Source organism: Lysinibacillus sp. HST-98 (genome assembly GCF_016757845.1).
Taxonomy (GTDB): domain Bacteria; phylum Bacillota; class Bacilli; order Bacillales_A; family Planococcaceae; genus Lysinibacillus; species Lysinibacillus capsici.
Map to the genome: position 1 here is coordinate 51,870 of NZ_JAENHX010000011.1, position 13,473 is coordinate 65,342.

The window sequence follows — 13,473 nt, forward strand, 5'->3', positions numbered from 1 at the left end:
AAAATAAATTGACTTATCAGAAAATTATGCATATAATATTTAGCTAAAATTTTTTTAGTTTATCTTGATTATTATTTCAAAAGAGTATATCTTAATTAGCAGATAGATTTTTTATTCTTCAACATGAATAAATATCCAATCAACTATATGCGAGAAATGTATTCTCATACACAATAAATTATAAATAAAAGGAGTTGCAATTTATGAAGAACAAGTTATTCATCATGATGCTGGTACTAGTAATAGGTGTACTTGCAGCATGTGGCACTAAAGACAATAATGCAAGCGATACAGGATCTACTACGGATACAGAGGGTAAGCAAGTATTAAAAGTTGGTACATCAGCTGACTATGCGCCATTTGAATATGTGGATGCAGCAAAAGGCGAAGAAATTATTGGTTTTGATATTGATCTAATCAAATTAGTTGGAGAAAAAATAGGCGTTGATATGCAAGTGCAAGATATGGACTTTAACAGTTTAGTGCCAGCACTACAAGCAGGGAAAATTGATGTCGTTATTTCTGGTATGACACCGAATCCAGAGCGTGAAAAAGTGGTAGATTTCTCAGATAAATATAATGAAACAGAGCAAGTAATCCTTGTTAAAAAGGATAGCGGTATTAAAAAAGAAGCTGACTTAGCTGGTAAAAAAATAGGTGTACAAACTGCATCTATTCAGGAAAACTTAGGTAATGAAATTGCGAAAAAGGTTGATGTAACAGTAGAAGGACGTACGCGAATCCCTGAGATTGTGCAAGATATGATGTCTAAACGTTTAGACGCAGGTATTTTAGAGGGTGGCGTTGCGAAAGGCTATTTAAAAACGAATGATCAATTAGAGGCTTTCCCAGTGAAAGAACAGCCTGAAGATTTCAAAGCAATCGCTGTTCCAAAAGGAAGCGATTTAAAAGATAAAATTAATAAAGCTTTAAAAGAGCTAGCTGAAGAAGGCAAAATCAAAGAGTTAGAAGAAAAATGGTTAGAAAAAGTTGAATAATAATTGCGTGCGATAGCTCTACTTTTGGGCTATCGCTTGTGCTTTTCATTATTATCCTTTAAGCCTCTTCTAAATTTGTGTTTGGTACAAAAAACAAAGCTACATCATGATGAAAAAGAAAGGAGGGAGCGCTGTGAATTTAGATTTTACAGCTATTGTTCCCTCTATTCCTTATATTTTAAAAGGGATAGGTGTTACACTTCAAATTGCAATCGGTGCATCCATCATTGGTTTTATCGTAGGTATACTTTTAGCATTATGTAAAATTGGTAAAGTGAATTTTTTACGTTGGTTTGCTGATTTCTATACGTCGATTTTCCGCGGTACACCTCTTGTATTACAATTACTAATTATTTATTATGCAGTACCACAATTACTAGATATCCAAATTGATCCTATTCCAACAGCTATTATTGCTTTTGGTTTAAACTCAGGAGCATATATTTCAGAGATTATCCGTGCTGGTATCAATGCAGTTGATAAAGGACAAATGGAAGCTGCACAAGCACTGGGTATTCCATATGCAAAAATGATGAAGGATATTATTATTCCGCAAGCAGTAAAAAATATTTTACCTTCCTTAGTAAATGAATTTATTACATTAAATAAAGAAACGGCAGTTGTGACAGTAATCAGTGCATTAGATATTATGCGTCGTGCCTACATTGTAGGTGGTTCAACATACCGTTATCTTGAGCCATTACTTTTTGCAGGGGTAATCTATTACATCATGACGCTTGTTTTAACGTTCCTTGGTAAACGAATCGAGAAAGGAATGAGAAAAAGTGATTAAAATAGAAGATTTACACAAATCTTATGGGCAGAATGAAGTATTAAAGGGTATATCAACTGAAGTTAAAGAAAAAGAAGTAATTGCTATTATTGGACCTTCAGGATCAGGTAAATCGACATTTCTTCGTTGCTTAAATTTATTAGAAACTCCGACAAGTGGGAAGGTAACGATTGCAGGGGATGTCCTGACAGATAAAGGGACAAATATAATGAAAATACGTGAAGAAGTAGGTATGGTATTTCAGCATTTTCATCTTTTCCCTCATAAAACCGTGCTTGAAAATTTAACATATGCGCCAATCAATGTGAAGGGTATAGATAAGACTACTGCTATCAACAAAGCAGAAGAGTTACTAAAGAAAGTGGGTCTGTTTGAGAAGCGTCAAGAATATCCAAATCGCTTATCGGGGGGACAAAAGCAACGTGTTGCCATTGCGCGAGCACTTGCCATGGACCCTAAAGTTATATTATTTGATGAGCCTACATCGGCACTTGACCCTGAAATGGTTAAAGAGGTATTGGCCGTTATGAAAAACCTCGCAGATTCTGGGATGACTATGTTGATTGTGACACATGAGATGGGCTTTGCTCGTGAGGTTGCTGATCGTATTCTTTTCCTTGATGGCGGCAAGCTCATTGAGGATGCTCCTCCAGAACAGTTTTTTTCAGCGCCATCAACACAGCGTGCTAAGGATTTTTTAGAGAAGGTTTTATAATAAAACAACAGGCATTTAGCTTCTCCGTTAGATGAGAGCTAAATGCCTTTTTTATTGAAAGGACCTATCAAAATAAGTCTGTAAGGTTTCTAATGTAAATAATTCCTCAATATGATAGGCTCCTGCTGGATGTTTATTGTTAAGGAACTCGTTAGCTATATATGCTGCAACTTTCGCTGTTACAAGTGATTCATCGCGATCAAGAAAGCCTAATGTAAAGCTTGCTTCTTTGTGATGTTTTTTCCCAATGGCTTCTATTTGTATGCCACACACATCAGAACCAATTTTTATTTTTTGAATAAGTGAAGCAAGCAAGATTTGTAGACGGTTAAATTTTAATAAGCAAGCAATTCTACTCTTTTGTAAAAAGGATACAAATTTATTTAATGGCTCAACATCAAAGCCTAATCTTGTGACGATAGGGATAGAAGGGAAATGCTTTGTTAATGTATGCTGGTCAGAAAAATTAAATTGATACACACTTCGTTTCCCAATCTTTTTAAATTTAACGGTTCTCTTATTAGTAAAATTAGCAACCTTCTGATTGTTGTAGCTACTAAACGGTTTATTTAATTGTTGCAATATCCAAAGAATTGCCGCTGTGCCATGTGTATCGCCTGCCCCAAGTAAAATGGAAATATGCATCTTCTCGAGGGAGGATAATTGCCTTGCAGCATGCATGGCCATTAAGTTGGTCAAACCTGGAGCCATACCAACACTAAAAATGGCTGTAGAATGTTTCTGTACAGCTAGTAAGTGGAGTGACTCTAACTTTTTAAGAAAGCTATAACTTGCAGTAATATCGATATAGATAAGAGTAGTGAAGACATCCACCTAATTTGAAAACCTTTGCTAAAAAGGTAACACTTTTGTGGGTCGGCTTGGAAGGCTACTTGACTCCGGTGGATAGCGAGACAAGCGAACCCTTTATGGAGTGAAAGCGGCTCGGCACTCGCCTACAGGAAAGTAAGTTGACTGGAATTAAAATCCATTTCTACCTTTCAATCGACTGTTTTGTTTTTCAACACTAATAAGAATTTGGTAGCTTTCTAGTAGATTCTTATTATTTATTAACATTCAATCAGTAGGTTTGTGATTGGAAGCTATTAAGCTACATCAGTGATAGTTAAAAAGAAGCCAATAACTGTACTTTAGCTACTAGTATCACTAATCATAATAAAAGGTTAAGAAAAATTAACCTAAAAAATGGAATGAATTCATAGTGAAATCTATTGACCTATAATATAATGAAAAAAAGGCAAAAAGCCACAAAATAAATGAAATAATAGACTTTTTATTTGGGCATTAAGTATTAGTTATTACTAGGCTTTTAAAAATCTGAATTTTATGATAAATAAAGCGAGGGAGATATAACAGACATGTGTTATGACTCTATAATCATTAAGCTATTCAAGAAAAGAAGGGGGCGGGAGGATGAAAGTAGAGCTTAAGTCTATTACGAAAGACGACGAGCCATTCCTTTACGAAGTCTATGCTTCTTCTCGTAGGAAAGAAATAGATTCATGGAGATGGTCTGCTGAAAAAATACAGCCCTTTTTTGAAGTGCAGTGGTGCGCACAGCAAACCTCATATAGACAACAATTTCCACACGCAAGCCATTGTATTATTACTTCAGATGAGCAATATGTTAGAAGATTGTTAACAAAAGATTTACCTGAGTAACTACATATAATCGACATCTCTATTTTGCCAAGTTACTAAGGCTATGGAGTAGGAACTTATATAATTATTAATCTTCAGCAAAAGGCAAAAAAAGAAAATAAACCAGTGATATTGCAAGTTCTTCATACAAATTCTGCAAGAAAGCTATATGAAAGATTAGGGTTTCAAGTGGTGTCAACTGATGAAAACTATTCAAAAACGAGATGGCAGTAAACGTATCAAGTCTTTTGAAGCTGGACCCGTCCATTATTAAAAACTAAAGCGAGGTGAATGTGAATTGCCAATATCAAATTCGGCTTTACAGACATATGAAGAAAATTTACAGCAAACGATTCAGTACTTTTTTAATTTAGAGGGACAAGTCGAAAGTGTCATTGTACACATTGACAGCAGTATCAAAAACTATATTCAAAAAAAAGAAAGAAGATTTTTATTAGCAAGTAAAAAGAAAGAAAAACATCTCGAAGAAGTAAGAATACTACAATCGGATTTACAAAAATCTTTAATTGGTATGGCACATATTAAACAGCTACTTGTCAATGAAATAAACACTTTGCAAAAAAATAACAGAGAATTACAGCAAACTTTAAAGGATATGCTTCCCCTACTTCCATTTGCAGTATCAAGCATCCCTTTTGAGACAAGTCTTTCTTCAAATGTTCAATTCAACATAATGCTGTCCCTCTTAATTGAAAAAGAGATAGTAACAAAATTACCCCTTCTAACTGCAACAATTGAATCGAGTCAAGTAAATGAAATAATAGTATCCCTAGACAATTTTGATGTGAACATAAAAGAGCAAATAAATGCAGCAAAAAGCAGTGCTGCTAAATTAATGTCAATCATTATGGATACTGAAATTGAATTGGACAGACAATTTGGCGATGTCGTCTCAAATTTAAATCAAAGTGATAGATTGTCAGAATCGACCTATACGCAACTTGATTTCATTGCTGAGATTAAAAGCAAGGGTGAGCAGTTGAAAATATGGGCCGATCACTATCAAATGCTTCATACAATGCTTGAAAAAGATATGGAATTCCAAGAGGCTGTACAACTAACGGCAAAAGTATTAAGCGAAAGTTTAGAGGAATCAGCGCAAATCTATCAAAACCAGAGAGTTTTACAAGGAGCTTATCTACTTGAAACAGGCGCGACCTATGTGACATTAGCACAAGATTTAAAGCTTTCTGAACAACAGGCAAAGCTATTAGTAGCAGCATACTTATTGCTAAACCAAGAGAGCATAGTAGTAGTTGCTGAACAAGTGAATTTGGAATTGATGAAGATTGAAGCTTTTTATAAAGAAAATAAAGAATTATTTTCTTTAATTATTTCCTAATCAGAAAGGAGAGAATGCTATGCCAATTTCGGAATACCAATTAGACAATTATGTGAAGGAACTTCAACCCAGTATTAAAAATATAATTGAACTAGAAGACAAGCTTGGAAAAGCCGGTGGAGATATAGACAGTATTTTATCTAAATTAAAAGATGAAGGATTTGATCTAGGTGCATGGCTTGGTGATAATCTATTTCGGACAGATAACCCGAAAAGGAAAGAAACAGCTATTCAACTGTTAAATGACTTAAACAATGAATTAAGTAATGCGAAAATTGATTTAAATATTTTAAAGCATGATATCCAAGATGAATTAAATACTTTATTAAAAGAGTATGGGGACTGGAAAACTTACTTTGATAATAGGTTACCATTTATTGCGTTTTCCATAGCTGTACCTAAATTCCAGGCTTTTAACCCCTTTCATCGATTAATGCTAGGGTTTGTATTAACCGTCGTATTGAAAGATATATTACTACCAATATTTGAGGTATTAGGGTTAGGTGTTGTAGGTCTTATTGTTGTGGTGGTGTTAATAGATGGAATAATTCAAGGCGAAAAAAGAATGGAGCTATTTGAAAATATCCAAAAAGAAACAAAGGCTGCGATGGAGGATGTTAAAAAGCTAAGGCAGGATATCAATGATGTGCAGGTGCAAGTAAATACCTTTTTTGAAGATGTGGCAAAGAGCTTTCAAGAAACAGGCTTGTTAACAAAGTCATATACAAACCATCAGGAGCTAGTATCGTTTGTTAAACAACAGGCTGGCACATTAAGACGTTGGTCGGATCAATATGATTCGATGAAGCGAATGATTAATAAAGGCTTAGATATTGAATTTTCAGCAGAAGTGGTTGCTGCAAATCTAGTAAATAAACAAGATGATGAAAATGAATTAGACAATTACAGCAAACTGTTAATGGGTGCCTACTTTATTGAAATGGGAGAGCCCAATAGTGTAGTTTCTCAAAAGCTTGATATGTCTTTAGAAAGAATTAAAAAAGTAAAAGCAACCTACATGTTATTTAAAATGCATACACCAGATGAGATTGCACAAGTCTTGGAAATGGATGTAAACGAGGTTATGACAATTCAAGAGACAAATAGCGATTTAATAGCAATTGTTAGCTAAAAAATAATCTTAGAATGGATGGATAATATGGCGATTACAGAAGCAACATTAACAACCTATGTCGAAGAATTACAGCCCGCATTAAAAAATATTTATGAAGTAGAAGATAAGCTTGCTGAATGTAAAGAGGGAATTGATAGCATCATTTCTAAGCTATTGGACGAGGATTTAGAAATTAGTGCATGGCTTGGTGATAATCTATTTCGTACAGATAACCCAGAGCGAAAGGCACAAGCAATTAAGCTTTTAAAAGAGCTGAAAAGTGAGTTAAGTGAAACATCAATTGACTTAAATATTTTAAAGCATGATATCCAAGATGATTTAAATAGTTTGCTAATGGAATTCCTCGAATGGAGAAAATGCTTTAAAAATACGTTGCCACTGATTTCTTTATCAATCGTTGTCCCTTCTTATAAAAAAATCGCTTTAGATAAGTATGTGGCGCTTACATTATTTGTAGTTAATCAATGGATTGGAAAAATAAAAGTGCTGGATAGCTTAGTTGCGAAACTAGGTACGCTTGGTGCAATAGCCGCTGTCCTCTACCTTATTACAGGAATTATTCAAGGAGAATTGCGGAAAGAGTATTTTGAAAATATTCAAGCAGAAACGAATAAGGCAAAAGATGATTTAACGAAGACTAAACAAGAGATTTATCGTGGACAAAGTCAAGTTAATGCTTTCTTTAAAGATCTTGCAATGACATTTAAGGAGACAGAACTTTTACACGATACTGTTGTAAATCATCGAGAGCTAGTTTTCTTAGTAAAGGAACAAAATTATACATTACGCAAATGGTCTGATCAATTTAATGCGATGAAACGTATGCATGAAAAAGGGATGGATTTATCAGTGGCAGCGAGTATAGCTGCAGAAGCATTATGCAAAAATGCTATGGATCAAAATGAGTTACAAAAAATCACTAATACTTTATTAGGATCGTATTTGATAGAGAACCATACGGATTTAGCCCAAATCTCAAATACTCTAAAAGTTTCTGGAGATCAAGCAAAGAAAATAAAAGCCATGTACATGTTGTTTACGAAGCATACACCTTCCGAGATAGCAAGAGTTTTAGAAATGGAAGTCCAAGAAGTCGAATCTATACAAGAAGAAAATAAGGATATTTTAGCGAGTGTTGCTTGATATTGATTGAAAATTCAGAAAAGAGGTGAGTAGCAAAGAAAAATGAAAGATAAAGTGAAATTGCGAGTGGCATTACCTGAAGAGGAGGATACCCTTTATTCATTATTTATATCTACAAGAAAAAATGAATTTGCCATATTAGAATTAGATGAGCAACAAATAGAAGGTTTATTACGTATGCAATACGATGCTCAAAAAGCTTCTTATCAGCATCAGTTTCCTAATGCCAAATATGAAATCATAATGTATGAAGGTTTAGGAATTGGTAGATTGATAACCGAGGTACAGCAGGAAGCAATACGTCTAATTGATATTTTCATACTTCCTGAATATAGAGGTAGAGGAATCTGTACAGTGCTATTGAGGGAATTTCAGCATGTAGCTGCTGAATCTAGATTGCCAATAGAATTAACTGTGTTGATGGGGAATCCTGCACAGAGGTTGTATGAGAGATGTGGGTTTGTTGTTATAGATGAAACGTCTCCGTATTTATTAATGATTTGGGAGGTTGATAGATAAGTGGGTATTCGATAATAAGGGTGTTTGAATTTAGTGAGATTAATTGATAGTAATTTTGAAAAATAATTTATAAGTGAGAAGGGAGAATTTAATAATGGAAGCTTTTGTTGGAACTATATTACCTTGGTCTTTAGATTGGGCTCCTGATGGGTGGTTATTATGTCAAGGTCAGGAATTGCCAATAAACCAATATCAGGCGATTTATTCTTTAATAGGAGTAAAATATGGAGGGAATGCTACAACTACGTTTAAATTACCCGATTTACGAGGTAGAGTGCCAGTAGGAATGGGACAGGGTGTAGGATTAGCAAATAGGCCAATTGGACAAATGGCAGGCAGTGAAAATGTGACCTTGCAAACTGGTCAGATACCACCACATATTCATACTGTTACATTAAATAATACATTTAGTGCAGGAATTAGTGGTGGAAGTATTAGTAATGGGGCTTGTGAAGTAACTGTGAATTTACCTAAGAATGCAACCACGGTACCAGGGAATACGACATCTGTGCCAGGTTCAAATAAATGTTTAGGTGTAGCAAAAACGGCTACTAATCAAGATGTAAACATATACAGCACGAATTCACCCGATACTACACTTCAGAATGATTCGGTGAATGCAACAGGAACAGTAACGGGAACAGTAACAGGAACGGTGAATGGGACGGTAACAGGAACAGTAAATACTGGTATAACAGGATCCGGCACTCCGATTGCGAATATGCAACCTTATCTGGTTATAAATTATATTATATGTTACCAGGGTATTTATCCGATGAGGCCATTTTAGCAAGTAAACTAAAAATTTTATAACGCTAATTATTTGATAAACACAACATATAGTTTCATATTTTCATAGCATTTTGGACATTCTTAAATGGGTCTTTAATAGTGAGAATACAAATTTTTAAAGTGCTTATATATTGGAATTCAAATCTTGATTTGTATAAACAATCCTTACAATCAAGGAGCTAAATTTATTTTGAGGAGAGGATTGAATGGAAAATAAAAAGCGGTTGAAAATTACTTCTGTCTTTGTGGTTGGTTTATTGCTTTTTAATTTAATTTCTTTTGGTGTATTTGCAGGTATGGAAGTAAGTGCTAGTTCAGATACAGGGGGTGAGAATGTTGCGTTAGGGAAAGCAGTTACAGTATCAAGTGAAGTCGAAGAAGAATGGGGAGTAAGTGGTAACGCTGTTGACGGTGACGAAACAACCTCATGGTATTCATGGACTACAAATGATTCTCCAAGTAGTGAACCTATTTCAGAAACCAATCCAGCTTGGTTAATGGTTGATTTAGGGAGTCCTCATATAATTAAGCGTTGGAAAGTTATTGCTTTTTCAATGACAGAGAATTATCAATTCAAAGATGTTTATTTAGAAGCCAGTAAGGATGGAGATGTTTTTACTCCTATTGATTCTTCTTTAAATAATACTACAATTGATCAAAATGGATATACAGTCACTATTAATAAATCGCTTTCCCCTACGGTGACATATCAATATTTCCGCATAAAAGTAACAAATGTCGAGCCTCTAATGGCTGAGGCTGGAAAACCAAATCCAACAAATATTTATGAGTTCGAATTATGGGGGTCTCCAGCTGGCGAAATAGTAGATGCCGATACACCAGCAATCGGGACGCAGCCAACGGGAGCGACTGTGAACCAAGGAGCCACAAATCCGACGTTAAGTGTAGGGGCAAGTGTAAGTGATGGAGGAACCCTGAGCTACCAATGGTACAGTAACACAACGAATAGCACGAGTGGAGGAACTCCAATTAGCGGAGCAACAAATGCGACCTATGCAGCCCCAACCTCTACAGCAGGCACGATGTATTACTATGTAGTAGTGACGAACACGAATAGTGGAGTAAGTGGCAATCAAACTGCACCAGTTACAAGTAATGTAGTAGGGGTAACAGTGAATGCGTTAGTAGATGCTGAGACGCCAGCAATCGGGACGCAGCCAACGGGAGCTATTGTGAACCAAGGAGCCACAAATCCGACGTTAAGTGTAGGGGCAAGTGTAAGTGATGGAGGAACCCTGGGCTACCAATGGTACAGTAACACAACGAATAGCACGAGTGGAGGAACCTTGATAAGCGGAGCCACGAATGCGACCTATGCAGCCCCAACCTCTACAGTAGGCACGATGTATTACTATGTAGTAGTGACAAACACAAATAGTGGAGTAAGTGGCAATCAAACTGCACCAGTTACAAGTAATGTAGTAGGGGTAACAGTGAATGCGTTAGTAGATGCTGAGACGCCAGCAATCGGGACGCAGCCAACGGGAGCTATTGTGAACCAAGGAGCCACAAATCCGACGTTAAGTGTAGGGGCAAGTGTAAGTGATGGAGGAACCCTGAGCTACCAATGGTACAGCAATACGACGAATAGCACGAGTGGAGGAACTCCAATTAGCGGAGCAACAAATGCGACCTATGCAGCCCCAACCTCTACAGTAGGTACGATGTATTACTACGTAGTAGTGACAAATACGAATAGTGGAGTAAGTGGCAATCAAACTGCACCAGTTACAAGTAATGTAGTAGGGGTAACAGTGAATGCGTTAGTAGATGCTGAGACACCAGCAATCGGGACGCAGCCAACGGGAGCGACTGTGAACCAAGGAGCCACAAATCCGACGTTAAGTGTAGGGGCAAGTGTAAGTGATGGAGGAACCATGAGCTACCAATGGTACAGCAATACGACGAATAGCACGAGTGGAGGAACTCCAATTAGCGGAGCAACAAATGCGACCTATGCAGCCCCAACCTCTACAGCAGGCACGATGTACTACTATGTAGTAGTGACGAACACGAATAGTGGAGTAAGTGGCAATCCAACTGCTACTGCGACAAGTAATGTAGTAGGGGTAACAGTGAATGCGTTAGTAGATGCTGAGACACCAGCAATCGGGACGCAGCCAACGGGAGCGACTGTGAACCAAGGAGCTACAAATCCGACGTTAAGTGTAGGGGCAAGTGTAAGTGATGGAGGAACCCTGAGTTACCAATGGTACAGCAATACGACGAATAGCACGAGTGGAGGAACTCCAATTAGCGGAGCAACAAATGCGACCTATGCAGCCCCAACCTCTACAGCAGGCACGTTGTACTACTATGTAGTAGTGACGAACACGAATAGTGGAGTAAGTGGCAATCCAACTGCTACCGCGACAAGTAATGTAGTTCCTGTAATAGTAAATTCAGCACAAACTATTACTATCACCTACAACGGCAATACAAACACAGGGGGCACAGTTCCAACAGATAGTGAAACGTATGAGCAAGGAGAAACTGTAACAGTTCTAGGTAATATAGGAAATCTAGTAAAAGTGGGTTACACGTTTGAGGGCTGGAACACGCAAGCAGATGGAACTGGAACAGATTATGCACCAGCTTCAACTTTCATAATGGGTAGTGGAAGCATCATATTATATGCAAAATGGAATCCAGTGACTGTGACACATACGGTAAGTTTTGATGTAGACGGAGGAAGTGCTGTCTCTAATCAGACGGTAGTACATGAAGGAAAAGCAAGTCAGCCAACGAAAGCGCCAACGAAAGCGGGCTATACATTTGGTGGCTGGTATACAAGTAATGCCTACACAACACCATATAATTTTAATACTGCAATTACAGCAAACACAGTGATCTATGCAAAATGGATTAGTAATAATACAGGTGTGGGCAATACTGAGCCTTCACCAAATCCTGATTCTGGTTCATCAACACCTTCAACCAATGTAGAGGAAATTGTGGTAGATGTTGAGTCTGGTGATGGTGACCTAGTTTCTAAAACAACAATAAAACGAACAAAAAATGTCGATAACACTATAAACGATGAAGTGACATTAACGGCACAGAGTGCAACAGAGACAATTAGAAAATTAAAGGAACAAGGAAATGATAAAGCAAGGATTATTATCCCAGACGAGAAGGATCAAGTAAATCAAGTCCAAGTGTCCATTCCTAAACATGTGCTGTCACTTTTTCAAAATGGGGCAGTCCATCTCGAAATTGTTACCGATAACGTTAGAATTGAAGTGCCAAAAACTTCATTGGAAATGTTTGGTGAAAATCTATACTTCCGACTCGTTCCGATAAAAGGGCATGATAAACAGCTAGAGATTGTAGAACAAGCCAAAAGGGAAACCGTTGTGCAGCAATTGGTAGAAGGTGCGGTTGTAGAGTTACTTGGTCGTCCAATGAGCATTGAAACCAATATGCAAAGCCGTCCTGTTAAATTAACATTGCCGTTGCCTACAGATTTAACAGATGAACAACTTGCCAATTTGGCGATCTTTATCGAGCATAGTGATGGCACAAAAGAAGTTGTACGAGGGAAGGTTGTAGAATATCAAAAGGGAATAATAGGTTTACAGTTTGAGGTGAATAAATTCTCTACCTTCTCCATTCTCTACTTACCAGAGAAGGAAGAAGTGAAGGAGCCAACTACAGAGGGTGTTACACATCTACCTTACATTCAAGGCTATCCAGATGGTACCTTCCGTCCGAATGCTCCTGTTACAAGGGCACAGATGGCAAGTATGTTTGCTCGTCAATTAACAGGTAATGCCATACCGCAAGCAAAGGCAACCTATACAGACACATTCCAACATGATGCTAAAGATGCAATCGAATTTGCAAAGGAAAAGGGTCTGTTTAAAGGGGTTACAGCAACTAACTTTAATCCAAACGGCTTGATTACGCGTGCACAGATGGCTACAGTGGCTGCCCGCTGGATAGAACAGCAATGTGTAGAACGTCCTGATGCCGATTTCTGTCCATCAACCTCACAAAGTCCAGCATTCAAAGATGTGAGCGTCCATCATTGGGCAGTGAAAGCAATTGATACTGTCAATGCAGCAGAAATTATGACAGGAATAACAGCCGATACATTCAATCCAGATGGATTTTTAACACGTGCACAAGCAGTGAAGGTATTAAATCGACTGTTTGAACGCCAAGTCTTCAGTGAAGATCAAATACCATTATTTAAAGATGTTCCAAAACACCATTGGGCATTTTATGAGATTCAAGAAGCCGCAGTAAAGCATATTCATGAAAAATAGATAAAAAAATAATATAAGGTTATTCAATATTGCTAGCAATATTGAATAACCTTTTTTTGAT

The 13,473-nt window shown here is 37.0% G+C and carries 11 protein-coding genes and 1 pseudogene; 11 read left to right on the top strand and 1 reads right to left on the bottom strand.

All coding sequences use genetic code 11. From position 1 onward, the window contains the following. Nucleotides 1-203 precede the first annotated feature (203 nt). The 3 genes from JIN86_RS20130 (at nt 204) to JIN86_RS20140 (ending at nt 2,506) form a co-directional block, all read left to right on the top strand. Complete coding sequence (locus JIN86_RS20130; protein WP_202342706.1) at nt 204-998, top strand: transporter substrate-binding domain-containing protein; 795 nt, start codon at nt 204-206, stop codon at nt 996-998. Nucleotides 999-1,131: 133 nt separating this feature from the next. Then, nucleotides 1,132-1,791 carry an amino acid ABC transporter permease gene (locus JIN86_RS20135; protein WP_004233158.1) on the top strand — a complete coding sequence of 220 codons (660 nt, stop codon included), beginning with the start codon at nt 1,132-1,134 and terminating at the stop codon, nt 1,789-1,791. Continuing rightward, nucleotides 1,784-2,506, top strand: coding sequence for an amino acid ABC transporter ATP-binding protein (locus tag JIN86_RS20140; protein ID WP_202342707.1), 723 nt, complete (start codon nt 1,784-1,786; stop codon nt 2,504-2,506). Before JIN86_RS20135 ends, JIN86_RS20140 begins: the two co-directional genes overlap by 8 nt. Nucleotides 2,507-2,557: 51 nt before the next feature. Here the strand turns inward: JIN86_RS20140 and JIN86_RS20145 are convergent, their stop codons facing one another. Then, entirely contained in the window at nt 2,558-3,340 is a 783-nt protein-coding gene (locus JIN86_RS20145) for a saccharopine dehydrogenase family protein (protein WP_237497372.1), read from the bottom strand. 600 nt (nt 3,341-3,940) lie between these two features. On the opposite strand from JIN86_RS20145, the gene JIN86_RS20150 reads away from it, so the two are divergent. The 8 genes and pseudogenes from JIN86_RS20150 to JIN86_RS20185 all read left to right on the top strand — a co-directional run bounded on the left by JIN86_RS20150 (nt 3,941) and on the right by JIN86_RS20185 (nt 13,412). Beyond that, a complete protein-coding gene (locus JIN86_RS20150; RefSeq protein ID WP_202342708.1) occupies nt 3,941-4,189 on the top strand; it encodes a hypothetical protein in 249 nt (82 codons plus the stop codon). A 54-nt stretch (nt 4,190-4,243) separates the two neighbouring features. Next, a pseudogene (locus tag JIN86_RS24015) lies at nt 4,244-4,402 on the top strand (N-acetyltransferase); the annotation flags it as partial. Nucleotides 4,403-4,466: 64 nt separating this feature from the next. After that, complete coding sequence (locus JIN86_RS20160) at nt 4,467-5,531, top strand: hypothetical protein (protein ID WP_202342709.1); 1,065 nt, start codon at nt 4,467-4,469, stop codon at nt 5,529-5,531. Nucleotides 5,532-5,550: 19 nt separating this feature from the next. Beyond that, nucleotides 5,551-6,663, top strand: a complete 1,113-nt coding sequence (locus JIN86_RS20165; RefSeq protein ID WP_202342710.1) for a hypothetical protein — start codon at nt 5,551-5,553, stop codon at nt 6,661-6,663. Between the two features lie 27 nt (nt 6,664-6,690). After that, the gene (locus tag JIN86_RS20170) at nt 6,691-7,809 is read left to right on the top strand and encodes a hypothetical protein (RefSeq protein WP_004233182.1); all 1,119 of its coding nucleotides are present in this window, start codon (nt 6,691-6,693) and stop codon (nt 7,807-7,809) included. Between the two features lie 42 nt (nt 7,810-7,851). Then, nucleotides 7,852-8,328: a GNAT family N-acetyltransferase gene (locus tag JIN86_RS20175; protein WP_004233183.1), complete on the top strand. Its 477-nt coding sequence runs from the start codon at nt 7,852-7,854 to the stop codon at nt 8,326-8,328. A 94-nt stretch (nt 8,329-8,422) separates the two neighbouring features. Further along, nucleotides 8,423-9,118: a phage tail protein gene (locus JIN86_RS20180; RefSeq protein WP_009371514.1), complete on the top strand. Its 696-nt coding sequence runs from the start codon at nt 8,423-8,425 to the stop codon at nt 9,116-9,118. Nucleotides 9,119-9,326: 208 nt separating this feature from the next. Then, complete coding sequence (locus JIN86_RS20185) at nt 9,327-13,412, top strand: S-layer homology domain-containing protein (RefSeq protein ID WP_202342711.1); 4,086 nt, start codon at nt 9,327-9,329, stop codon at nt 13,410-13,412. The last annotated feature ends 61 nt before the right edge of the window (nt 13,413-13,473 follow it).